Annotated in this window: 16 protein-coding genes and 1 tRNA gene; 9 read left to right on the top strand and 8 right to left on the bottom strand. The window is 71.6% G+C overall.

Going from position 1 to position 23,120, the window contains the following annotated elements; translation table 11 throughout:
• Window positions 1-20 precede the first annotated feature (20 nt).
• The 4 genes from ACLF5H_RS05665 to polA form a co-directional block, all read right to left on the bottom strand.
• A complete protein-coding gene (locus ACLF5H_RS05665) occupies window positions 21-155 on the bottom strand; it encodes an SPW_0924 family protein (RefSeq protein ID WP_111582475.1) in 135 nt (44 codons plus the stop codon).
• A gap of 163 nt (window positions 156-318) precedes the next feature.
• Window positions 319-2,097, bottom strand: a complete 1,779-nt coding sequence (locus ACLF5H_RS05660; protein ID WP_421674961.1) for a lytic murein transglycosylase — start codon at window positions 2,095-2,097, stop codon at window positions 319-321.
• Window positions 2,098-2,400: 303 nt separating this feature from the next.
• Window positions 2,401-2,805, bottom strand: coding sequence for a hypothetical protein (locus ACLF5H_RS05655; RefSeq protein ID WP_421674960.1), 405 nt, complete (start codon window positions 2,803-2,805; stop codon window positions 2,401-2,403).
• Window positions 2,806-3,030: 225 nt separating this feature from the next.
• A complete protein-coding gene (gene polA / locus ACLF5H_RS05650) occupies window positions 3,031-5,757 on the bottom strand; it encodes a DNA polymerase I (protein WP_421674959.1) in 2,727 nt (908 codons plus the stop codon).
• Window positions 5,758-7,677: 1,920 nt separating this feature from the next.
• On the opposite strand from polA, the gene ACLF5H_RS05645 reads away from it, so the two are divergent.
• From ACLF5H_RS05645 to ACLF5H_RS05615, 7 genes are all read left to right on the top strand, one after another.
• Window positions 7,678-9,981, top strand: coding sequence for an FdhF/YdeP family oxidoreductase (locus ACLF5H_RS05645; RefSeq protein WP_421674958.1), 2,304 nt, complete (start codon window positions 7,678-7,680; stop codon window positions 9,979-9,981).
• Window positions 9,982-10,028: 47 nt separating this feature from the next.
• Complete coding sequence (locus tag ACLF5H_RS05640; protein ID WP_421674957.1) at window positions 10,029-10,517, top strand: hotdog fold thioesterase; 489 nt, start codon at window positions 10,029-10,031, stop codon at window positions 10,515-10,517.
• A 598-nt stretch (window positions 10,518-11,115) separates the two neighbouring features.
• Window positions 11,116-12,324, top strand: coding sequence for a branched-chain amino acid ABC transporter substrate-binding protein (locus tag ACLF5H_RS05635; RefSeq protein WP_086809864.1), 1,209 nt, complete (start codon window positions 11,116-11,118; stop codon window positions 12,322-12,324).
• Between the two features lie 108 nt (window positions 12,325-12,432).
• Window positions 12,433-13,362 (top strand): branched-chain amino acid ABC transporter permease, encoded by a 930-nt coding sequence (locus ACLF5H_RS05630; protein ID WP_421674956.1) that lies wholly within the window; start codon window positions 12,433-12,435, stop codon window positions 13,360-13,362.
• A gap of 5 nt (window positions 13,363-13,367) precedes the next feature.
• Window positions 13,368-15,140 (top strand): branched-chain amino acid ABC transporter permease, encoded by a 1,773-nt coding sequence (locus tag ACLF5H_RS05625; protein ID WP_421675117.1) that lies wholly within the window; start codon window positions 13,368-13,370, stop codon window positions 15,138-15,140.
• 6 nt (window positions 15,141-15,146) lie between these two features.
• The gene (locus tag ACLF5H_RS05620) at window positions 15,147-16,118 is read left to right on the top strand and encodes an ABC transporter ATP-binding protein (RefSeq protein WP_421674955.1); all 972 of its coding nucleotides are present in this window, start codon (window positions 15,147-15,149) and stop codon (window positions 16,116-16,118) included.
• Window positions 16,115-16,831: an ABC transporter ATP-binding protein gene (locus tag ACLF5H_RS05615; RefSeq protein ID WP_421674954.1), complete on the top strand. Its 717-nt coding sequence runs from the start codon at window positions 16,115-16,117 to the stop codon at window positions 16,829-16,831. The genes ACLF5H_RS05620 and ACLF5H_RS05615 overlap by 4 nt, the downstream gene beginning before the upstream one ends.
• Window positions 16,832-16,904: 73 nt before the next feature.
• Here the strand turns inward: ACLF5H_RS05615 and ACLF5H_RS05610 are convergent, their stop codons facing one another.
• Window positions 16,905-17,561 carry an ANTAR domain-containing response regulator gene (locus ACLF5H_RS05610; protein WP_421674953.1) on the bottom strand — a complete coding sequence of 219 codons (657 nt, stop codon included), beginning with the start codon at window positions 17,559-17,561 and terminating at the stop codon, window positions 16,905-16,907.
• Between the two features lie 100 nt (window positions 17,562-17,661).
• On the opposite strand from ACLF5H_RS05610, the gene ACLF5H_RS05605 reads away from it, so the two are divergent.
• Window positions 17,662-17,736 (top strand) — tRNA-Leu (locus tag ACLF5H_RS05605).
• Between the two features lie 96 nt (window positions 17,737-17,832).
• Here ACLF5H_RS05605 and pyk read toward each other — a convergent pair.
• The 3 genes from pyk to ACLF5H_RS05590 all read right to left on the bottom strand — a co-directional run bounded on the left by pyk (window position 17,833) and on the right by ACLF5H_RS05590 (window position 22,206).
• Window positions 17,833-19,272 (bottom strand): pyruvate kinase, encoded by a 1,440-nt coding sequence (pyk, locus tag ACLF5H_RS05600; protein WP_421674952.1) that lies wholly within the window; start codon window positions 19,270-19,272, stop codon window positions 17,833-17,835.
• Window positions 19,273-19,399: 127 nt separating this feature from the next.
• The gene (locus ACLF5H_RS05595) at window positions 19,400-20,851 is read right to left on the bottom strand and encodes a lysine N(6)-hydroxylase/L-ornithine N(5)-oxygenase family protein (protein ID WP_421674951.1); all 1,452 of its coding nucleotides are present in this window, start codon (window positions 20,849-20,851) and stop codon (window positions 19,400-19,402) included.
• Entirely contained in the window at window positions 20,848-22,206 is a 1,359-nt protein-coding gene (locus ACLF5H_RS05590) for a pyridoxal phosphate-dependent decarboxylase family protein (RefSeq protein ID WP_421674950.1), read from the bottom strand. The genes ACLF5H_RS05595 and ACLF5H_RS05590 overlap by 4 nt, the downstream gene beginning before the upstream one ends.
• A 167-nt stretch (window positions 22,207-22,373) precedes the next feature.
• Between ACLF5H_RS05590 and ACLF5H_RS05585 the strand changes: the two genes are divergently transcribed.
• Complete coding sequence (locus tag ACLF5H_RS05585; RefSeq protein ID WP_421674949.1) at window positions 22,374-22,919, top strand: GNAT family N-acetyltransferase; 546 nt, start codon at window positions 22,374-22,376, stop codon at window positions 22,917-22,919.
• The last annotated feature ends 201 nt before the right edge of the window (window positions 22,920-23,120 follow it).

Raw genomic sequence — 23,120 nt, 5'->3', positions numbered from 1 at the left:
CGGCCTCCCTCCTGGACGGGTCACGGATGTGCGGGGACCGTGGTCAGCAGCGGTTTCGGCGAGGTGCGGCCGGAGGGCGCGCCGAGGGCGCCGATCGTGAGGACCAGGGCGAAGGCGAGGGCGAGGCCGGTCGCGGCGGCGATCAGGGCGCGCATGCGGGGCCTCCCGGTGGCCGGTCGGGGTCCTGAGGATTCCTGATGGCGTGTCAGGTGCGGGCACCGTAGCAACGGGCGGGCGAGATGAGAACAGCGGTGCGCCCACGAACGGCGGCGCCCTCCCCGCCGGAAGCGGGGAGGGCGCCGTGACGGTCCGGTCGGCTCAGGAGGTCGCCGACGCGCTCGGGGACGGGGACGGGCTCGCCGTGGCGGTGCCGTCGGCGGCCACCGTCAGCCGGACGGTGAGGGTGCCGCCGCCGGGGGTGGTGACGCGCAGCAGGAACGTGCCGGTGGTGTCGTCCGCGTACAGCTTCGGCAGCGTCAACAGGCCCTTGCCGTCCGTCTTCAGACCGGTGAGGGTGCGTACGGCCTTGCCGGTGGTGGCGTCCTTGAAGTAGGGGCCCTTGTCGTTCTCGGTGGCGTCGGTGGCGGACTTGATCAGGGTGGCGGTGGCCGCGACCTTGTCCGCGACGGCGCCCTTGTACGTCGCCTTCACCTGGACCTGGTCGGCGAACGCGCCGCCGGGGGTGCAGGTCAGCGGGGTGTCGCCGTCGGTGGTGGCGGTCAGGGTGTCGGCGGGGCGTTCGGTGACGGTCGCCTGGTAGTCGACGCCCTTGAGCGAGCGGCCCACGACGGTGGCGGTGACCTTGAAGCCGCCGGTCTTCTCGCCTGCCTGGAGCGCGGGTGCCTTCGCGACGCCCTTGCTGTCGGTGGCGACCGTGGCCACGTCCTCGCCGCCGGTGAAGGTGGCGTCGGTGTCCCCGGAGATGGTGAACCGGATCCTGACCTTGGCCACGGCGGCGCCCGCCTTGGTCTCGGCGCGGGTGCTGATCGTCCCGGTGAAGGCGTCCCCGGCCGTCGCGGTGAGCTTGACCGTGGCGGTGCCCGCGTTCTCCAGGTGGTCCACCGTGTCGGTGGGGGTGGGCGTGGTCGGGTCGGGCGTGCCGGGCGGCCGCGGGGCCGGGTCGCCGCCGTCCTGGCCGCCGCCGGGCTTCGACGGCGTGGGCGAGGGGCTCGGCCGGCCGCCCTGGTCCTTCGAACCCGGCTTGCCCTGGTGCGGGTTCGCGGGCTCGGCGGGCGTGGACGGGGTCGTGCGCGGGGTGCCGTCGTCGCTGCGGTGGCCGGGCGCGGTGCCGGTGCCGTCGGGCACGGAGTAGGTGCCCTTGCTGTAGTACTCCATCCAGGACAGGACGGTGTTCAGGTAGTCCTGCGAGTTGTTGTAGCCGAGGATCGCGCCGTGCAGGTCGGCCGCCTGGGACAGGTCCCGGTCGCCGCGGCACAGGTAGTGGCCGGCGGCGAGCGCGGCGTCGTAGATGTTGTTGGGGTCCTTCTTGCCGTCGCCGTTGCCGTCGCGGCCGGCCCAGGCCCAGGTGGACGGGATGAACTGCATGGGCCCGACGGCCTGGTCGTACTGGGCGTTGCCGTCGTACGCGCCGTGGTCGGTGTCCTTGATGAGCGCGAAGCCGTTGCCGTCGAGGACCGGGCCGAGGATCGGCCGCAGTGTGGTGCCGGAGGCGTCGACCTCGCCGCCGCGAGCCTGGCCGGACTCCACCTTGCCGATGGCGGCGAGGAGTTGCCAGGGCAGGTTGCAGCCGGGCTTGGAGGTGCGCAGCTCCGCCTCGGCCTTCTTGTACGCGTCGAGGACCGTGGCCGGTATGCCGGCCTCGGCGGCGCCCTGGGCGACGGGGGTGCCGGTGCTCGGCGAGGGGCTCGGGTTGGGGCTGTTCAGGGGCGGCAGGTCCGTGTAGTACGGCGAGTTGCCCGTGGCGTCGTCGCCGGTGGGGTCCGGTACGGGGGCGGCGGCACCGGTCGTCATCTGTCTGCCGTGGTCGTCGCCGGTCGCGCCCGGAGCCTGGGACGCGGAGAGAGCCGCGACCGCTGCCGCGGCCACGGCGGTGGTCGCCGCCCCCTTGCGCAGCCGCCTGCCGATATGCGCCGCCATAGAGTGAACCCCTCCCAAGGACGTCGTGCGTCCATATCCACGTATGTGTGTCCCGCCCTGGTCTGACGAACGACCCGGCGTTCCGGTTGCCCCTGTGCCGCCCTTTCACCTGTGTGACGTTGCCCGGCCCGTGCGCCCGGCACGGCGCCGCAGGCGACCCTACGGCAACTTGCTTTGCCGGGGCACCCGTTCATGCCCGATTTTCACCGGTTGGCCACCTGTCGTTGAGGTGGGCGCGCCCGACGGTCCGCCAGGGCGGTGACAATGGCCCGCTCTTGAGTTGGGGGGGAGGGAGGCTCGGCCCTAGAAGGCGGTGCGCGGTCCGGGGTCGCGGGGATCGTGGCGGGCCGGGCGTTCGGCGAGGGGGGCGACGAAGACCGTGAGGGTGGGGCGGGGGCGGGATCTCGGGATCAGCGTGAGCGTGAGCGCGAGATAGCCGCGGGCCAGATCGGCCCACTGGCGCCAGTCGGGGGCGCGGCCCGCGTGGGCGGCGGCCCCGGTCCGGGCGGTGCGGTCCTTGAGCCCGCGCCGGACGTTCCTGGCGGCCCTGCGGACGGTCGTGGCCGGGTCGGCGGGGATGCGGGCGGTGCTTGCGTCGGCCGCGAGGGCCGGGACCGGCGAGGCGGGCAGTGCCTGCGCCGAGGCGGTGTCCGCCCAGACCCGGGTCACTGCCTCGGGCGTCCGGCGGTGAAGCATGCGTATACCCATGCCCGCAGTGTTGCGGCTGCGGAGGGTGCGGGGCGTTTTGACGGGGGCCACGTGAGTGACGGTCCCGCCGGGGGTTGAGCCGTCTTTGTGGTGCCGGCACGGAATGGAGGATTCCGGCTTGCGCGAGCCGCGGGGCGCCGTATTCCGTCGGAACACGGCGCCCCCTCACCGGTGCGGCCCGGGTGCCGCCCGGGCGCGGCGGCTTCCACGGCGATGCGGCGCGGGCTAGTGCGCGGCCGACTCCCAGTCCGGGCCGACACCGACCGAGACGTCCAGGGGGGCCAGGAGGGTCACGGCGCCGGACATCTCGTGGCGAACGAGTTCCTCGACGCGGTCGCGTTCCCCGGGGGCGATCTCCAGGACGATTTCGTCGTGGACCTGGAGCAGCATCCGGGACTTCAGGTCCGCGGCCCGCAGCGCGGTGTCCACCTTCAGCATGGCGATCTTGACGATGTCCGCCGCCGTGCCCTGGATGGGCGCGTTCAGGGCCATCCGCTCGGCGGCCTCGCGGCGCTGGCGGTTGTCGCTGTTGAGGTCGGGCAGATAGCGGCGGCGCCCGAAGACGGTCGCCGTGTAGCCCGTGGCCCGGGCCTCGTCCACGGCGCGGCGCAGGTAGTCGCGGACCCCGCCGAAGCGCTCGAAGTACGCGTCCATCAGGGCGCGGGACTCCGCCGCCTCGATGTTCAGCTGCTGGGAGAGGCCGAACGCGGACAGGCCGTACGCCAGGCCGTACGACATCGCCTTGATCTTGCGGCGCATCTCCGCGTCCACCGCGGCCGGCTCGACGCCGAAGACCTGGGAGGCGGCGGTGGTGTGCAGGTCCTCGCCGGAGGTGAACGCCCTGATCAGGCCCTCGTCCTCGGAGAGGTGCGCCATCACGCGCAGCTCGATCTGGCTGTAGTCGGCGGTCATCAGGGACTCGAAGCCCTCGCCGACGACGAAGCCGCGGCGGATCGCCCGGCCCTCGTCGGTGCGGACCGGGATGTTCTGGAGGTTCGGGTCCGTGGAGGACAGCCGGCCGGTCGCGGCCACCGTCTGGTTGAAGGTGGTGTGGATACGGCCGTCGCCCGCGATGGTCTTGCTCAGGCCCTCGACGGTGACGCGGAGCTTGGCCTGCTCGCGGTGGCGGAGCATGATCACCGGCAGCTCGTTGTCCGTCTGGGTGGCGAGCCAGGCCAGGGCGTCGGCGTCCGTGGTGTAGCCGGTCTTGGTCTTCTTGGTCCTGGGCAGCGCCAGCTCGCCGAAGAGGACCTCCTGGAGCTGCTTGGGCGAGCCCAGGTTGAACTCGTGGCCCGCGGCCGCGTGTGCCTCCTTCACGGCCTGCTGCACCGCGCCCGCGAACATCTGCTCCATCGCGTCGAGGTGCGCGCGGTCCGCGGCGATGCCGTGCCGCTCCATGCGGGCGAGCAGGGCCGAGGTGGGCAGCTCCATGTCGCGCAGCAGATCGGCGGCGCCGACCTCCTCCAGGCGGCCCTCGAACGCCTCGCCGAGGTCCAGGACGGCACGGGCCTGGATCATCAGGGCCTCGGCCTCGGCGGCCTCGTCCGTGCCGAAGGCCAGCTGGCCGTCGGCCGCGGCGGCGGGGACCAGCTCGCGGTGCAGGTACTCCAGGGACAGCGCGTCCAGGTCGAAGGAGCGTCGGCCGGGCTTGACCAGGTAGGCGGCGAGCGCGGTGTCCATGCGCACGCCCTCGATGCGCCAGCCGTGCTCGGCGAAGACGCGCATGGCGCCCTTGGCGTTGTGGAACACCTTGGGGCGCTCGGTGTCCGCCAGCCAGGCCGCGAACGCGTTCTCGTCGGCCTCGTCGAGCTCCGCGGGGTCGAACCAGGCGGCCGCTCCCCCGGCCGCCGCCAGGGCGACCTCGGCGACCGAGCCGGTGCCCAGCGCCCAGGTGTCGACGGTGGCGACGCCCAGCGGACCCGTGCCGTGCTCGGCGAGCCAGGGGGCCAGCTCACCTGTGCGCAGGACGGTGCCGTCGACCTCGACGCCCTCGGTGGCGACCGGGGTGGTGTCGGCCTCCTCGGCGCCGGGGTCGACCGCGAAGAGGCGCTCGCGCAGGGACGGGTTGCGGATCTCCAGGGTGTCCAGGACCAGCGCGACGCCCTTGCGGTCGTACGGCGCGCGCTCCAGGTCGGCGACCGCCTTCGGCAGCTCGACCTGGCGCTCCAGCTCGGTGAGGACGCGGTTGAGCTTGACCGACTCCAGGTGGTCGCGGAGGTTCTGGCCCGCCTTGCCCTTGACCTCCTCGACGCGCTCGACCAGCTCGGCGAAGGAGCCGAACTGGTTGATCCACTTGGCGGCGGTCTTCTCGCCGACGCCCGGGATGCCGGGGAGGTTGTCGGACGGGTCACCGCGCAGGGCGGCGAAGTCGGGGTACTGGGCGGGCGTCAAGCCGTACTTCTCAAGAACCTTCTCCGGGGTGAACCGGGTCAGCTCGGAGACGCCCTTGGTCGGGTAGAGCACGGTGGTGTGCTCGCTGACCAGCTGGAAGGAGTCGCGGTCGCCGGTGACGATCAGTACGTCGAAGCCCTCGGCCTCGGCCTGGGTGGCGAGGGTGGCGATGACGTCGTCGGCCTCGAAGCCGTCGACGGCGAAGCGCGGCGCGTGCATCGCGTCCAGGAGCTCGCCGATCAGCTCGACCTGGCCCTTGAACTCGTCGGGGCTCTTGGAGCGGTTCGCCTTGTACTCGGTGAAGCGCTCGGAGCGCCAGGTCTTGCGGGAGACGTCGAAGGCCACGGCGAAGTGGGTGGGCGCCTCGTCACGCAGGGTGTTGGCCAGCATCGACGCGAAACCGTAGATCGCGTTCGTCGGCTGGCCCGTCGCGGTGGTGAAGTTCTCCGCGGGCAGCGCGAAGAACGCGCGGTAGGCCAGCGAGTGCCCGTCCATGAGCATCAGCCGGGGACGGGAGCCGCCGGGGGTCTTGTCGGTCTTCTTCGATGCTGTCTCTGCCACGCCACCGATCCTGCCACGCCCCACTGACACTCCGAACCGCGTGCGCCTCCGGCGGCCGGGGCCAGGTCCGGCGTCGGGGGCCCCGCTGGTGGCCTCCGGCCGGGGCGAGCGGACCAGGACCGGGCACCCCGGAGGTGGCCGCCAGGGGAGAACGAGGACGACTCAGGAGCACCGGCCGCCGTGTGCCTCCGGCGGCCGGGCGGGGGGCCCAGCTCCGGCGTCACCGGGTGCCGTCGGTGGCCACCGGCCAGGGGCGAACGGACCAGGACCGGGCACCACGGGGTGGCCACCGGGGGAGAACGAGGACGGCTCAGGAGCACTGGCCGCGGTGCGCCTCCGGCAGCCGGGCGGAGGGGGCCCAGCACCGGCGTCACCGAGTGCCGCCGGTGGCCACCGGCCAGGGGCGAACGGACCAGGACCGGGCACCACGGGGTGGCCGCCAGGGGAGAACGAGGACGGCTCAGAAGCACCGGCCACGGTGCGCCTCCGGCAACCGGGCGGAGGGGCCCAGCACCGGCGTCACCGAGTGCCGTCGATGGCCTCCCGCCGGGGCGAACGGACCAGGACCGGGCACCACGGGGGGCCACCGGGAGAGAACGAAGACGGCTCAGAAGCACCGGCCACGGTGCGCCTCCGGCAACCGGGCGGAGGGGGCCCAGCACCGGCGTCACCGAGTGCCGCCGGTGGCCACCGGCCAGGGGCGAACGGACCAGGACCGGGCACCACGGGGTGGCCGCCAGGGGAGAACGAGGACGGCTCAGGAGCACTGGCCGCGGTGCGCCTCCGGCAGCCGGGCGGAGAAGGCCCAGCACCGGCGTCACCGAGTGCCGTCGATGGCCACCGGCCAGGGGCGAACGGACCAGGACCGGGCACCCCGGAGGTGGCCACCGGGAGAGAACGAGGACGGCTCAGAAGCACCGGCCACGGTGCGCCTCCGGCAGCCGGGCGGAGAGGGCCCAGCACCGGCCGCCAGTGGCCTCCCGCCGGGGCGAGCGGACCAGGCCGGACACCTCGGGGGTGGCCACCAGGAGAGAGCAAGGACGACTCAGGAGCACCGGCCGCGGTGTGCCTCCGGTGGCCGGGTGGGCCGGGCCCAGCACCGGTGTCGCCAGGCGCCGCCGGTGGCCTCCGGCCAGGGAGGGCAGCGCACGACGAGCGGACCAGGACCGACCGGGCCGCCGCGCGGCGAGGACGGCTCAGGAGCACCGGTCGCCCCGACCGCGGCCGAACACCATCGCAGTCGAAAAATCGCAGTCGAAAAGAAGCCCCAGCCAGGTCGGCCGCTCGCCGCCGCCATGCTTGGCCGCCACGCGGCGGACAAACCAGCGGCCGTCGGCCAGGCAGGCGCGACCGGCGGGGCTCGGGCCGGTCCGGTTCGGTATCACCAAGTGCCGCGCGTCTACGCGCCGACGTATCTGGCCGCCAGGCGCGCCGGAAGGCCAACGGCCGAGGAGAGCGACGCACGGCGAGCGGAACCGGGACCGGCCCCGCGGGGCGCTTGCGAGACAGCGGGCCCGAGGACAGCTCAGGGGCGCCGTCCGCCGCGACCGCAACCGGACACCGTCGCGGCGGACAAAGGGCAGCCCTGTGCGGCCAAGGTCCTCTCCGGGCTCCGAAGAGGGTGACTCACAAGGTGGCGCGGGCGGTCGGCACGGACTCGTATCCCCGGAGGCTGTCGCCCCGGCAGCCCGTCCTCCCGCCTCTCCGGGCAAGCCGATCACCGACACCGCCGGGCGCCCTTGCACCGGAGGAACCACACCCCACCGGCCAGCCCCACCGACCCACGGCCGACCGGATCCGGCGCGGCCCCGCCGCCCCGGCCGTACCCCCTCCTCCCCCCGGAGCCGCCCGTTCCCCCTGTCAGTCCCCCGTGGGAGGATCGGCCCGTACGTGGTACACGCAGTCGAAGGGGAGCGTGCGATGGCGACGAAGCCGCCCAAGGGTGATCCGGTGCAGGACGCGCCGCAGGTCGCGGAGCCGAAGCACGCGGCGGCGGGGTTGCCGGCCATCGGGCACACCTTGCGGATCGCCCAGCAGCAGATGGGGGTCAGGCGCACCGCGCTGACGCTGCTGCGGGTGAACCAGAAGGACGGCTTCGACTGCCCGGGCTGCGCCTGGCCCGAGCCGGAGCACCGGCACACGGCGGAGTTCTGCGAGAACGGCGCGAAGGCGGTGGCCGAGGAGGCCACCCTGCGCCGGGTCACCCCGGAGTTCTTCGCCGCGCACCCCGTCGCCGACCTGGCGACCAGGAGCGGGTACTGGCTGGGCCAGCAGGGGCGGCTCACCCATCCCATGTACCTCCCCGAAGGGGCGGCGCACTACGAGCCGGTCACCTGGGAGCGCGCCTTCGGCATCATCGCCGAGGAGATCACCGCCCTCGCCTCCCCGGACGAGGCCGTTTTCTACACCTCGGGCCGCACCAGCAACGAGGCCGCGTTCCTGTACCAGCTCTTCGCGCGCGAGCTGGGCACGAACAACCTGCCGGACTGCTCGAACATGTGCCACGAGTCGTCGGGTTCGGCGCTGACGGAGACCATCGGCATCGGCAAGGGCAGCGTCCTCCTGGAGGACCTGTACAGGGCCGACCTGATCATCGTGGCGGGCCAGAACCCGGGCACCAACCACCCCCGGATGCTGTCCGCGCTGGAGAAGGCCAAGGCGAACGGCGCGAAGGTGGTCAGCGTCAACCCGCTGCCCGAGGCGGGCCTGGAGCGGTTCAAGAACCCGCAGACCCCGCAGGGCATGCTCAAGGGCGCCGCGCTCACCGATCTGTTCCTCCAGATCCGCATCGGCGGCGACCAGGCGCTCTTCCGGCTCCTCAACAAGCTGATCCTGGCGACGGACGGCGCGGTCGACGAGGAGTTCGTGCGGGAACACACGCATGGATTCGAGGAGTTCGCCAAGGCCGCCGAGTCCGCCGACTGGGACGAGACGCTGGCCGCGACCGGCCTGAGCCGCGCGGAGATCGAGCGGGCGCTGGAGCTGGTGCTCGCCTCCGAGCGGACCATCGTGTGCTGGGCGATGGGTCTGACCCAGCACAAGCACTCCGTGCCGACGATCCGCGAGGTCGTCAACTTCCTGCTGCTGCGCGGCAACATCGGCCGCCCGGGCGCGGGCGTGTGCCCGGTGCGCGGTCATTCGAACGTGCAGGGCGACCGCACGATGGGCATCTTCGAACGGCCCGCGCCCGCCTTCCTGGACGCCCTGGAGCGGGAGTTCGGGTTCGCGCCGCCCCGGGAGCACGGCTTCGACGTCGTACGGGCGATCCGCGCGCTGCGCGACGGCGAGGCGAAGGTGTTCTTCGCCATGGGCGGCAACTTCGTCTCCGCGTCCCCGGACACCGAGGTGACCGAGGCGGCGATGCGGCGGGCGCGGCTGACGGTGCATGTGTCGACCAAGCTGAACCGCTCGCACACGGTCACCGGCGCGCGGGCGCTGATCCTGCCCACCCTGGGCCGCACCGAGCGCGACGAGCAGGCGAGCGGCGAGCAGTTCGTGACCGTCGAGGACTCCATGGGCATGGTGCACGCCTCGCGCGGCCGGCTGGCGCCCGCGAGCGCGCGCCTGCTGTCCGAGCCGGCGATCGTGTGCCGGATGGCGCGCGCGGTCCTCGGGGAGCGCAGCGTGGTGCCGTGGGAGGAGTTCGAGAAGGACTACGCGGCCGTCCGCGACCGGATCGCGCGGGTGGTCCCGGGGTTCGGGGACTTCAACGCGCGGGTGGCCCGGCCCGGCGGTTTCGCGCTGCCGCACGCGCCGCGCGACGAGCGCCGTTTCCCGACCGCCACCGGCAAGGCGAACTTCACCGCGGCGCCGGTGGAGTACCCCGAACTGCCCGAGGGCCGGCTGCTGTTGCAGACGCTGCGCTCGCACGACCAGTACAACACCACGATCTACGGCCTGGACGACCGCTACCGGGGCATCACGGGCGGCCGCCGGGTGGTGCTGGTGAACGCCGAGGACGCGCGTTCGCTCGGGTTCGCCGAGGGGGCGTACGTGGATCTGGTGAGCGAGTGGCGGGACGGCGTGGAGCGGCGGGCGCCCGGTTTCCGGGTGGTGCTCTACCCGACGGCCCGGGGCTGCGCGGCGGCGTACTACCCGGAGACCAACGTCCTGGTGCCGCTGGACGCGACCGCCGACACCAGCAACACCCCGGCCAGCAAGTCGGTGGTCGTACGCCTGGAGGCGCACGTGGAAGGCCGTCTGGAACAATCGGCGACCGACTGAGCGTTCGCTCAGGTTAAGACAGGTGTACGACGAACGGAGCCGGGTTCATGGGCGAGCAGCAGCAGGTGCAGTTCCCGCAGGAGGTCATCGAGGAGTACGCGGCGCTCGGCGTGGACCTGCCCGCGCGGTTCTCGGCCGGTGACCTCGGCGTGCGGATGGGCGTGCGGATCCTGGAGGCGTCCGCCGAGAAGGTCGTCGGCACGATGCCGGTGGAGGGCAACACCCAACCGTACGGCCTGCTGCACGGCGGCGCCTCGGCGGTGCTCGCGGAGACGCTGGGCTCGATCGGCGCGATGATGCACGGCGGCAGCGCCAAGGTCGCGGTCGGCGTGGACCTCAACTGCACGCACCACCGCGGGATCCGCTCGGGTCTGGTGACCGGTGTGGCCACGCCCGTGCACCGGGGCCGGTCGACGGCGACCTACGAGGTCGTCATCAGCGACGAGCAGGGCCGCCGGGTGTGCAGCGCGCGACTGACCTGCATGCTCCGTGACCTCGGCGCCCAGAACGGCGAGCAGGCGTCCGCGGCGGTCTGACGTCCTCTCAGTAAAGGCCCGGTCCACTCCCCAAAAGGGGTGCGACCGGGCCTTTTTGTCACCGATGCGGCGTCATCCCGCATATGGAAAAGTGGAATTCCCTGGTCCGGCCGGAACAGCCCTTGACGTCCACCGGGTCCGGGGCGGAGATATCGGCATCCGGCCGGCCAAAATTGCTGTATGCCGCACCTTTCTTTTCCGGCGTAACGCTGCGTAACGTGCGCGCAATAAGCGCCCCCTGGCTCCGCTTCGGGGGCGCACCTCTGAGTGATCTTCCCCGGGCGCCCCGGGGGCGCCGCGCCCACCGGCCCGCGACCTCGGCCCGAGGGCCAACCGGAAGTGCGCATTCTCAAAATGTGGACCGTGGGGAAATTCCGCCAAACCGGCCGAGAGTATCCCTGGCGGAACTTTCCCGTCCACGCCGTCATAACAAGAAAGTCACAAGGACGCCTACGGCGCTGCCCAGGTCTCCATAGCGGGCTTAGAGTCACGGCCAGTCACCGCTCCAACGGGAGTTCGGTACCAACGCGGCTCTACGCCGTCCCGTTCCAGGGACCGCTCATGCCTGCGGAAAGGATCGATTGTGCGACAGCGTTCTCTGGTGATTCTTACCTCCGTTCTGACGACCGGAGCTCTGACTCTCACCGCCTGCGGCTCCCGCAACAATGACAGCAAGGGCGGCGACAGCGGCAACGTGACGGTCACCATCGGCGTGGACGCCCCGCTGACCGGCCAGAACTCCGCGACCGGCCTCGGCATCCAGTACGGCGCGCAGATAGCGGTCGACGACGCGAACAAGAACAAGACGGTCCCGGGCGTGACCTTCAAGGTCAAGGCGCTGGACGACAAGGCGATCCCGGCCACCGGCCAGCAGAACGCCACCCAGCTGGTCGCCGAGAAGGACGTCCTCGGTGTGGTCGGCCCGCTCAACTCGGGCGTGGCCACCCAGATGCAGCAGGTCCTGAACACCGCCAACCTGGTGGAGATCTCCCCGTCGAACACCGCCCCGGAGCTGACCCAGGGCAAGGACTGGCAGACCAAGAAGGTCCGCCCGTTCAAGAACTACTTCCGCACCGCGACCACGGACGCCCTCCAGGGCGCCTTCGCGGCGGACTACGCCTACAACGGTCTGCACAAGAAGAAGGCGTTCGTCGTCGACGACAAGCAGACCTACGGCGCCGGCCTCTCCAAGATCTTCAAGGAGCAGTTCGCCAAGCAGGGCGGCAAGGTCATCGGCACCGACCACGTCAGCGTGGGCGACCGCGACTTCTCCACCCTCGTCACCAAGATCAAGAACTCGGGCGCCGACATCCTGTACTACGGCGGCCAGTACGACGAGTCCCAGGTGCTGACCAAGCAGCTCAAGGACGCCGGCGCCAACATCCCGCTGTTCGGCGGCGACGGCATGTTCACCCCGACCTACATCAAGACCGCAGGCAAGGCCGCCGAGGGCGACCTCGCGACCTCCATCGGCGTCCCGGTCGACACCCTGCCCGCCGCCAAGGACTTCGTGGCCACCTACAAGGCCAAGAAGTACCCCGGTGACTACGGCACCTACGGCTCGTACTCCTACGACGCCACCACCGCGATCATCAAGGCCGTCGGCCAGGTCATCAAGGACGGCAAGCTCCCCGACGACGCCCGCGCCCAGGTCGTCGACGCCGTGCAGCACAACTCCTTCGACGGCATCTCCGGCAAGATCTCGTTCGACGAGTTCGGTGACACCACGAACAAGCAGCTGACCGTCTACCAGGTCGTCAACGGTGCGTGGAAGTCCGTCAAGAGCGGCGTCGCCAACCCCAAGTAGCCCCCGGCACCCATCGCGACTCCAGGGCCGCGCGGCACTGACCACCGTCACCGCGCGGCCCGCCCTCTACCGCCCCCTTGACTCTCCCCACCACATGGAGGCCATGCGGTGAACACCCTGCCGCAGCAGCTGGCCAACGGGCTGTTCCTCGGCTCGATGTACGGTCTGATCGCCATCGGGTACACGATGGTGTACGGCATCGTCCAGCTCATCAACTTCGCTCACGGCGAGATCTTCATGACGGGAGGCTTCGGCGCCCTCACGGTGTATCTCGTCCTGCCGGACGGCATATCCATGTGGATAGCCCTGCCGGCGATGCTCGTCGGCGGCGCCCTGGTCGCCGTACTCATCGCCGTCGGCGCCGAACGCTTCGCCTACCGGCCGCTACGCGGCGCGCCACGCCTGGCGCCGCTCATCACGGCCATCGGTCTCTCGCTCGCGCTCCAGCAGCTCGTCTTCAACCTGTACCCGAACGCCAAGGCCGCCCGGGTCTTCCCGCAACTGCCCTTCGGGCCCTACCACCTGGGCTCGGTCACCGTGCAGAGCGGCGATCTCTTCCTGATCATCGCCGCCCCGGTGTGCATGGCGATCCTCGCCTTCTTCGTCCGGCTCTCGCGCACCGGCCGCGCCATGCAGGCCACCGCGCAGGACCCGGACACCGCCCAGCTGATGGGCATCGACACCAACCGCATCATCGTGATCGCGTTCGCCATCGGCGGCCTGTTCGCGGCGGTCGCGGGCACCGCGTACGGCCTCAAGTACGGCTCGGTCTCCTACGACATGGGCTTCCTCGCCGGCCTCAAGGCCTTCACCGCGGCCGTCCTCGGCGGCATCGGCAACATCTACGGCGCCATGCTCGGCGGACTCGTCCTCGGCATCGCCGAGGCCATGGCCACCGCCTACATCGCGGACATCCCCGGCATGCACCAGCTCGGCGGCCAGGGCTGGGCGCCGGTCTGGGCCTTCGTCCTCCTCATCCTCGTACTCCTCTTCAGACCACAAGGTCTGCTCGGCGAACGCGTCGCGGACAGGGCGTGAGCACCATGACCGACACCACCCTCCAGACCCCGGCGGAGCGCGGCCCCCTGCCGCTCCCGGCCGCCGTGGCCCGGCCGCTCATCGCCGTCGGCGCCGTCGGCACCATCGCCAGCGCCTTCATGAGCTGGACCTGGACGCCCGACTTCCCCGGCAACCTGACCATCTACGGCTACCCGGCCGGACTCCAGATCCTGGCCCTGGTCGCCGGCGCGCTCACCCTGCTGTACGCGCTCGCCCTGTGGCGGGTGAAGGGCCTCGGCTGGCTGAACCCGGCGGGCGCCACCAGCCCGGTGTTCCTGACCGCCCTGTCGGCGTTCGCCGTCTGCTGGTTCACCGGTATCGCCATCGCCGTCGACCTCGGCGGACTGGTCAACCTCGACCCGGGCGCGTACGTCGCGATGGTCGCCTCCCTGCTGCCCGTGCTGGGTGCCCTCGCCCTGCCGCACCCGGCCCCGGGCACCGGTCTCAAGGGCTATCTCACCAAGCCCGACCAGCCCCGCACCGGCACCCTGTCGCCGCTCGTGGAACGCGCCGTCGTCACCGTCGGCACCGCGCTGGGCCTGGTGGTCTTCACCTACGGCATCGGCATCGACGACGACGACAGCGAGACCTTCATCGGCTTCCTGCTGATCTGCGTCTTCGCCGCCTGGGGCCTGGTGCACGCCGGGCTCCTCGACCGGTACACGACCCTGTCCACCCGTCACAAGGGCTTCGCGGCCTGCCTGGCGTTCGTGGCCGCGGTGATCTTCCCGTTCACGCAGAGCAACGACCACAACGCCAACATCGGCGTGAACATCCTCATCTTCGCCACCGTCGCGCTCGGCCTGAACATCGTCGTCGGCCTCACCGGTCTGCTCGACCTCGGCTACGTCGCGTTCCTCGGCGTCGGCGCCTACGCGGCCGCCCTGGTCTCCGGCTCCGAGTACTCGCCCTTCCAGGTGCACTTCCCCTTCTGGGCCGCCGCGCTCACCGGCATGGCCGCCTCGCTGGTCTTCGGCGTCCTGATCGGCGGTCCGACGCTGCGGCTGCGCGGTGACTACCTGGCCATCGTGACGCTCGGCTTCGGAGAGATCTTCCGCATCACCGTCAACAACCTGGACGGCGACTCCGGTCCGAACATCACCCGCGGGCCCAACGGCATCACCCAGATCCCCGACATCCAGCTCTTCGGGTTCAACCTGGGCGACGCCCACACCCTCGGCTCGTTCACCCTCGGCCGGTTCGCCAACTACCTGTTCCTGATGCTGATCATCACGGCCATCGTGGTGCTCGTCTTCACCCGCGCCGCCGACTCCCGTATCGGCCGCTCCTGGATCGCCATCCGCGAGGACGAGACCGCCGCGACCGCCATGGGCATCAACGGCTTCCGGGTCAAGCTGATCGCGTTCGCGCTCGGCGCCTCCCTGGCGGGCCTGGCCGGCACTGTGATGGCGCATGTGAACTACAGCGTCAACCCGCAGCCGTACCAGTTCGCCGGCGCCGCCCCGCCCAACTCGGCCTTCCTGCTGGCCGCCGTCGTCCTCGGCGGCATGGGCACCGTCAGCGGCCCGCTGCTCGGCGCCAGCCTGCTCTACCTCATCCCGGAGAAGCTCCAGTTCATGCAGAACTACGAGCTGCTCGCCTTCGGTGTGGCGCTGATCCTGCTCATGCGGTTCCGGCCGGAGGGCATCATCGCCAACCGCCGCCGCAAGCTGGAGTTCCACGAGACCGGCCAGCTCGACGTACCGGCACAGACGACGCTGTCCGAGGACACGGCCGTCACCAAGGCAGGGGCGTAAGGAACCATGACGACACCTGTACTCCAAGCCCGTGACGTCACCATGCGGTTCGGCGGTCTGACCGCCGTACGGTCCGTGGACATCACGGTGAACAGCGGCGAGATCGTCGGCCTGATCGGGCCGAACGGCGCCGGCAAGACCACCTTCTTCAACTGCCTCACCGGTCTGTACGTCCCCACCGAGGGCACCGTCGCCTACCAGGGCAAGGTGCTGCCGCCCAAGCCGCACCTGGTGACGCAGGCGGGCATCGCCCGTACCTTCCAGAACATCCGGCTCTTCGCCAACATGACCGTCCTGGAGAACGTCCTGGTGGGCCGCCACACGCGGACCAAGGAGGGCCTGTGGTCGGCGCTGCTGCGCGGCCCCGGCTTCCGCAAGGCCGAGCGCGAGTCCGAGGCGCGGGCCCAGGAACTCCTGGAGTTCGTCGGCCTGGCCGGAAAGCGCGAGCACCTGGCGCGCAATCTGCCCTACGGCGAGCAGCGCAAGCTGGAGATCGCGCGGGCACTGGCCAGCGAGCCCGGCCTGCTGCTCCTGGACGAGCCGACGGCGGGCATGAACCCGCAGGAGACCCGGACCACCGAGGAACTGGTCTTCGCCATCCGGGACATGGGCATCGCCGTCCTCGTCATCGAGCACGACATGCGGTTCATCTTCAACCTGTGCGACCGCGTCGCCGTGCTCGTGCAGGGCGAGAAGCTGATCGAGGGCACCTCCGAGGTCGTCCAGGCCGACGAGCGGGTCATCGCCGCCTATCTGGGCGAGCCCTTCGAGGGCGAACCGGGCGCGGCGGAGGCCGCGGAGGTCGAGGCGGCGGAGGCCGGAGCGACCGCGGCCGACGCGGCCGGGACGGTGGACACGGCGAAGGCCGCAGCGACCACGGCCGAGGCCGTCACGGCCGAGGGCGAGGCGACGGAGGCCGGTGCGGCCGAGGTCGAGGCGGCTGGTTCCGCCGACAGCACAGAGGGAGAGACCCAGTGACCGCACTGCTGGAGGTCGAGGACCTCAGGGTCGCCTACGGCAAGATCGAGGCCGTCAAGGGCATCTCGTTCAGCGTCGAGGCCGGCCAGGTCGTGACCCTCATCGGCACCAACGGCGCCGGCAAGACGACCACCCTCCGCACCCTGTCCGGGCTGCTCAAGCCGGTCGGCGGCAAGATCCTGTTCGACGGCAAGCCGCTCACCGGCGTCCCGGCGCACAAGATCGTCGCCCTGGGCCTGGCCCACTCCCCCGAGGGCCGGCACATCTTCCCGCGGCTGAGCATCGCGGAGAACCTCCAGCTCGGCGCCTTCCTGCGCAAGGACAAGGACGGCATCGAGCGGGACATCCAGCGTGCCTACGACCTCTTCCCGATCCTGGGCGAGCGGCGCAAGCAGGCCGCGGGCACCCTCTCGGGCGGCGAGCAGCAGATGCTGGCCATGGGCAGGGCGCTGATGTCCCGGCCCAAGCTGCTGATGCTGGACGAGCCGTCCATGGGTCTGTCGCCGATCATGATGCAGAAGATCCTGGCGACGATCGCGGAGCTGAAGTCCCAGGGCACCACCATCCTGCTGGTCGAGCAGAACGCCCAGGCGGCGCTCTCGCTCGCCGACCAGGGCCATGTGATGGAGGTCGGCTCGATCGTGCTGTCCGGCAGCGGACAGGATCTGCTGCACGACGAGTCGGTCCGCAAGGCGTATCTGGGCGAGGACTGACGCGCCTCTTGTACGACGATGCCCGCGCCCCCTTTTCCAGGGGGCGCGGGCATCGTCGTACGCGGGAGCGGGCTCAGCCGTTCTTGGCGGCCTTCTTCTCCTCGTTGTCCGTGATCACGGCCTCGGCGACCTGCTGCATCGACATGCGGCGGTCCATGGAGGTCTTCTGGATCCAGCGGAAGGCGGCCGGCTCGGTCAGGCCGTACTCGGTCTGGAGGATGGACTTGGCGCGGTCGACCAGCTTGCGGGTCTCCAGGCGCAGGGTGAGGTCGGCGACCTCCTGCTCCAGCTGCTTCAGCTCGGTGAAGCGGGAGACGGCCATCTCGATCGCCGGCACCACATCGCTCTTGCTGAACGGCTTGACCAGGTAGGCCATCGCGCCGGCGTCCCGGGCGCGCTCGACCAGGTCGCGCTGGGAGAAGGCGGTGAGCATCAGGACCGGGGCGATGGACTCCTCGGCGATCTTCTCGGCCGCGGAGATGCCGTCCAGCTTGGGCATCTTCACGTCCAGGATGACCAGGTCCGGCCGGTGCTCGCGGGCCAGCTCGATCGCCTGCTCGCCGTCGCCGGCCTCACCGACGACGCTGTACCCCTCCTCCTCCAGCATCTCCTTGAGGTCGAGGCGAATCAGTGCCTCGTCCTCGGCGATGACGACACGGGTCGTCAGCGGAGGCACGTGCGACTTGTCGTCGTCGGGCGCGTCTACGGGCTGGGGCGACTCGGCGGTCACGGGGGCTCCTCGTTCGGTGCAGGGGTACTGCTGACAAGAGCCTACCTAGCTACGGTATGGTGGACGCGCGGAGGGTCGGGGGAAACCTTTGATTCTGCGAGCCCCGGTAGCCCAATTGGCAGCAGGCAACGGATTCAAAACCCGTACAGTGTCGGTTCGAGTCCGACCCGGGGCACCTTTTCCTTGTTTTCCAAGGTCACCGGATTTCTTGATTCGCAGGTTTGTGCGGGCCCCTTCGGCGAAGGGGCCCTTTTTCGTACCTGCCCGCCGCCTACGCCTCCGGGTCGTCGTCCTCGCCGATGCGGTGGACGCGGACCATGTTGGTGGAGCCGGAGACCCCGGGCGGGGAGCCGGCCGTGATCACCACGACGTCGCCCTTCTCGCAGCGGCCGTACCGCAGCAGCAGTTCGTCCACCTGGTCGACCATGGCGTCGGTGGAGTCGACGTGCGGGCCGAGGAAGGTCTCGGCGCCCCAGGTGAGGCTGAGCTGGGAGCGGGTGGCCGGCTCGGGGGTGAAGGCGAGCAGCGGGATCGGCGGGCGGTAGCGGGAGAGCCGGCGGGCGGTGTCCCCGGACTGGGTGAAGGCCACCAGGAACTTGGCGCCGAGGAAGTCGCCCATCTCGGCGGCCGCGCGGGCGACCGCGCCGCCCTGGGTGCGCGGCTTGTTCCGCTCGGTCAGCGGCGGCAGCCCCTTGGCCAGCATGTCCTCCTCGGCCGCCATGACGATCTTCGCCATGGTGCGCACCGTCTCGACCGGGTACTTGCCGACGCTGGTCTCGCCGGAGAGCATCACCGCGTCCGTGCCGTCGAGGACCGCGTTGGCCACGTCGGAGGCCTCGGCGCGGGTGGGCCGGGCGTTGTCGATCATGGAGTCGAGCATCTGGGTGGCGACGATGACCGGTTTGGCGTTGCGCCGGGCGAGCTTGATGGCGCGCTTCTGGACGATCGGCACCTGCTCCAGGGGCATCTCCACCCCGAGGTCGCCGCGCGCGACCATCAACCCGTCGAAAGCGGCCACGATGTCGTCCAGGTTGGCCACCGCCTGCGGCTTCTCGACCTTCGCGATCACCGGGAGGCGGCGGCCCTCCTCGGCCATGATGCGGTGCACCACCCGGGCGTCGTCGCCGCTGCGCACGAAGGAGAGGGCGATGACGTCGACCCCGATGCGCAGCGCCCAGCGCAGGTCCTCCTCGTCCTTCTCGGACAGCGCGGGCACGGAGACGGCGACACCGGGCAGGTTGAGGCCCTTGTGGTCGGAGACCATGCCGCCCTCGACCACCCGGGTGCGCACCCGGGGGCCGTCGACGGCGGTGACCTCCAGGCAGACCCGGCCGTCGTCCACCAGGACGCGTTCGCCGGGGGCGACGTCCCCGGCGAGCCCCGCGTAGGTGGTGCCGCAGCGGTGGCGGTCGCCCTCCACGCCGTCCTCGACGGTGATGGTGAACTCGTCGCCGCGTTCAAGGAGTACCGGCCCCTCGGCGAAACGGCCGAGGCGGATCTTCGGACCTTGAAGGTCGGCGAGGATTCCGACACTGCGGCCGGTTTCGTCGGCAGCCTTGCGCACGCGCTGGTAACGCTCCTCGTGTTCGGCGCGAGTGCCGTGGCTGAGGTTGAAGCGGGCGACGTCCATTCCGGCCTCGACCAGTGCCTTGATCTGGTCGTACGAGTCGGTGGCGGGCCCCAATGTACAAACGATCTTTGCTCGGCGCATGCTTCGAGCCTAGGGCTTACCCGTCGGTAGAGATTCCGGGCCGCATGACCACTCAACAACCTTTACATGAAGCCTTATTGACAAGTGTTGAATTGTGCGGGCGGCCGCTCCTATGAGCGAATTCCGTTCACTTCTCTTCGACGAGCGGGGTGAGCCGCTGGGCGGAGTGCCGGGCCTGGGGGACGGCGGAATGCGGTTCGCGCAGGCCGAAGGTGGTGAAGGCCGTACGGGCCGGAAGGGGGTACGGGTCCTTTCCGGTGAGCGAGTTGAGGATGGTGGCGCCGCGCCAGGCGGCGAGGCCCAGATCGGGGGCGCCGACGCCATGGGTGTGCAGTTCGGCGTTCTGGACGTAGACGGAGCCCTTGACCGAGGGGTCGAGGACCAGGCGGAAGTCCGCGTCGATGCGTGGCCGTTCGCCGCCGTCCCGGCGCATATAGGGGTCGAGCCCGGTGAGCAGCCGGTCGAGGGGCCGCTGCTGGTAGCCGGTGGCGAGGACGACGGCGTCGGTGGCGAGCCGGGAGCGGCTGCTCTCGTCCAGGTGCTCCAGGTGCAGCTCGATCTTGTTGCTGGCGATCCGGCCCGCGGTGCGCACCCGCACGCCCGGGGTGAGGACGGCGTCGGGCCAGCCGCCGTTCAGGGTGCGCCGGTACAGCTCGTCGTGGATGGCGGCGAGGGTGCCGGCGTCGACGGCCTTGTGCAGCTGCCACTGGGCGCCGACCAGCCGGTCGCGGACGGGTTCGGTGAGGGCGTGGAAGTAGCGTGTGTAGTCGGGGGTGAAGTGTTCGAGGCCGAGCTTGGAGTACTCCATCGGGGAGAACGCGGGGCTGCGGCCGATCCAGTGCAGCCGCTCCTCGCCGACCGGGCGGCGGCGCAGCAGGTCGAGGAAGATCTCGGCGCCGGACTGCCCGGAGCCCACCACGGTGATGTGCCCGGCGGCCAGCAGTTCCTCGCGGTGGTCGAGATAGTCGGCGGCGTGTACGACGGGCAGGCCCTCGGCGTCGACCATGGGCTTGAGCGGGGCCGGCACATGGGGGACGGTGCCGACGCCGAGGACCAGGTTGCGGGTGTAGGCGCGACCGAGGGCGTCGGCCTCGCCGTCGGCGTCGAGCTGGGTGAAGTCGACCTCGAACAGGGCGCGTTCGGGGTTCCAGCGGACGGCGTCGACCTGGTGGCCGAAGCGCAGTCCGGGCAGGTTCCGGGCGGCCCAGCGGCAGTAGGCGTCGTACTCGGCGCGTTCGATGTGGAAGCGCTCGGCGAAGTAGAAGGGGAACAGTCGTTCGCGGGTTCTGAGGTAGTTGAGGAAGCTCCAGGGGCTGGTGGGGTCGGCGAGGCTCACCAGGTCGGCGAGGAAGGGCACCTGGATGGTGGAGCCCTCGATGAGCAGGCCGGGGTGCCAGCTGAAGCCGGGCCGCTGTTCGTAGAAGACGGCGTCCAGTTCGGGCAGCGGCTGGGCGAGGGCGGCGAGGGAGAGGTTGGAGGGGCCGATGCCGATGCCGACCAGGTCGCGGGGGGCGTCGGGGTCGCGGCGCGGCAGCAGGGCGGTCCGGGAGGCCGTCTGGGGAGCCGGGTGGGGGGTCATCTGGGGGTGCTTCCTTCGACGAGTTTCAACAGGTGGGCCAGGTCGTCCGGCCGGGTGCGGGGGTTGAGGAGGGTGGCCTTGAGCCAGAGGCGGCCGTCGAGCCGGGCGCGGCCGAGGACGGCCCGGCCCTCGTGCAGCAGTTCGCGGCGGGCGTCGGCCACGGCGGCGTCGGTGGCCTCGGCGGGGCGGAACAGGACGGTGCTGATGACGGGGGTGTCGTACAGCTCGAAGGCGGGGTGTGCCTCGATGAGCGCGGCGAACTCGCGGGCCAGGTCGCAGACTTGGTCGACCAGGGCGCCGAGGCCGCGGCGGCCGAGGGTCCGCAGGGTGACCGCGGCCTTGAGGATGTCGGGGCGGCGGGTGGTGCGCAGGGAGCGGCCGAGCAGATCGGGGTGGCCGGCCTCGGTGTCGTCGTCCGCGTTCAGATAGTCGGCCCGGTGGTGGAGTACGGCGAGTTCGGCCGGGTCGGCGACGGCGAGCAGGCCGGCCGCGACCGGTTGCCAGCCGAGTTTGTGCAGGTCGAGGGTGACGGTGTGGGCGGCGTCGAGCCCGGCGAGTCTGGCGCGGTGCCGGTCGCTGAAGAGGAGTCCGCCCCCGTAGGCGGCGTCGATGTGCAGCCGGGCGCCGTGGGCCGCGCACAGGGCGGCGATCTCGGGCAGCGGGTCGATGAGGCCGGCGTCGGTGGTGCCCGCGGTGGCGGCGACCAGCAGGGGGCCGGGGAGCGCGGTGAGGGCGGCGTCGAGGGCGGCCGGGTCGAGGGTGCCGCCGGGGGCCGGAACGAGCACCGGGTCGGGCAGTCCGAGCAGCCAGGCGGCGCGGGCCAGTGAGTGGTGGGCGGCGGCGGCGCAGACGAGCTGGACGCTGCCGTGGCCCGCCTCGCGGGCGAGCAGCAGGGCGAGTTGGTTGGACTCGGTGCCGCCGGTGGTGACCAGGGCGTCGGCCAGTCCGGCCGCCCGCGCGAGGGCCTGGGTGACGGCGGCCTCCAGGGCGGTGGCGCCGGGGGCCTGGTCCCAGGAGTCGAGGGAGGGGTTGAGGACGCTGACCGCGAGGTCGGCGGCGGTGGCCACGGCGAGGGGCGGGCAGTGCAGATGGCCGGCGCACAGCGGGTCGGCGGGGTCGGCGGCGCCCTCGGCGAGGAGCCGTACGAGATCGCGCAGGCCGTCCGGGTCGCCCTCGTCCGGCAGTACCTCCCCGAGCACGTCGGCGACCCGCCGGGCGGTGGCCTGGGGTCCGCCCGCGGGGAGGGGGCCGCCGCGCGCCTTCCGGCCTTCCGCCAGCGCGTCCAGCACCGTGTCCAGGAGCGGGCGGAGGACGTCCGGGCCGTGCGGGCCCGAGGCGAGGGGCTGGGTCGGCATGGGCTGGCCTCCGCTCTCGGGGCTGCTCGGGGGCGCGCCGCGTGGGCTCCGGGTGGTACGGGAAGAGGGGGTGTCCCGTACGTGCAACGAGCGGAACCCGCACGTGGGTACTGCCGTACGGGGAAAACTTGTCGGAGCGGGGAGGATCGTCCACTACCGTCGGCCGGATGGTGGACACGTGGATGCTCGAGGTGCCGGGCGAACGGGTGCTGGTGCGGGAACTCGCCCCGGCGGACGAGGCACCGCTGATCCGGCTGTTCGAGGAGTGCGAGGACTGGTTCCTTGCGGCCACCGGGCTGCCGTCGGCGCCGGGCGATGTGCAGAGCCTGTACTACGGCCTGCCCGAGGGCGCGCGCCCCGAGGACAAGGTGCTGCTGGTGCTGGAGCGGGACGGGGTGGTCGCGGGCGTCGTGGACGCGGTGCGCGACCACCCCGAGCCGGGCGCGGTGGCCGTCGGCCTGTTCCTGCTGGCCCCCTGGTGCCGGGGCCGCGGCCTCGGCCACCGGCTGGCCCGCTCCCTGCTGGCGCGGGCCGGGGATCCGCCCCTGGTGACGGCGACGGTCCCCACCGGCCGGCACGCCGGGGAACGCTTCCTGGAGCGGCTCGGCTTCGTCCTGGACCCGGAGTCCGGGCCGAGCGGCGCCAACCGTCGGCCGGGGCCGTGGGAGGGGGCGGTACGGCGGGCGGTGCTGCGGCGGGGCGGGGGCCGGTGAGCCGCGGCGGTGGGGCCGCCGGGCGGTCTCGTACGCCGCCGCGCACCGGGCCCCGGGATGCGCCTGCGCCTGCGCCCGCTAGATGAGTGAGTCCGATGTGTGTGCTGGTCGCGACCATGGCGAAGGGCGCCCGTTGGTCAGTGTGTGAAGACAAACCTGGACGCCCTTCTGGCGGCACTGTACGTGTTCATCGACGACCAT

It is taken from the genome of Streptomyces sp. LaBMicrA B280 (genome assembly GCF_049222185.1).
Taxonomy (GTDB): domain Bacteria; phylum Actinomycetota; class Actinomycetes; order Streptomycetales; family Streptomycetaceae; genus Streptomyces; species Streptomyces murinus.
This window is presented reverse-complemented; position numbering and strand designations above follow the sequence as displayed.

Bases quoted from the DNA above. Each gene is read 5' to 3' on its own strand.
- ACLF5H_RS05665 (WP_111582475.1), bottom strand. From the start codon at position 155: ATGCGCGCCCTGATCGCCGCCGCGACCGGCCTCGCCCTCGCCTTCGCC.
- ACLF5H_RS05660 (WP_421674961.1), bottom strand. From the start codon at position 2,097: ATGGCGGCGCATATCGGCAGGCGGCTGCGCAAGGGGGCGGCGACCACC.
- ACLF5H_RS05655 (WP_421674960.1), bottom strand. From the start codon at position 2,805: ATGGGTATACGCATGCTTCACCGCCGGACGCCCGAGGCAGTGACCCGG.
- ACLF5H_RS05645 (WP_421674958.1), top strand. From the start codon at position 7,678: ATGGCGACGAAGCCGCCCAAGGGTGATCCGGTGCAGGACGCGCCGCAG.
- ACLF5H_RS05640 (WP_421674957.1), top strand. From the start codon at position 10,029: ATGGGCGAGCAGCAGCAGGTGCAGTTCCCGCAGGAGGTCATCGAGGAG.
- ACLF5H_RS05625 (WP_421675117.1), top strand. From the start codon at position 13,368: ATGACCGACACCACCCTCCAGACCCCGGCGGAGCGCGGCCCCCTGCCG.
- ACLF5H_RS05620 (WP_421674955.1), top strand. From the start codon at position 15,147: ATGACGACACCTGTACTCCAAGCCCGTGACGTCACCATGCGGTTCGGC.
- pyk (WP_421674952.1), bottom strand. From the start codon at position 19,272: ATGCGCCGAGCAAAGATCGTTTGTACATTGGGGCCCGCCACCGACTCG.
- ACLF5H_RS05595 (WP_421674951.1), bottom strand. From the start codon at position 20,851: ATGACCCCCCACCCGGCTCCCCAGACGGCCTCCCGGACCGCCCTGCTG.
- ACLF5H_RS05590 (WP_421674950.1), bottom strand. From the start codon at position 22,206: ATGCCGACCCAGCCCCTCGCCTCGGGCCCGCACGGCCCGGACGTCCTC.
- ACLF5H_RS05585 (WP_421674949.1), top strand. From the start codon at position 22,374: ATGGTGGACACGTGGATGCTCGAGGTGCCGGGCGAACGGGTGCTGGTG.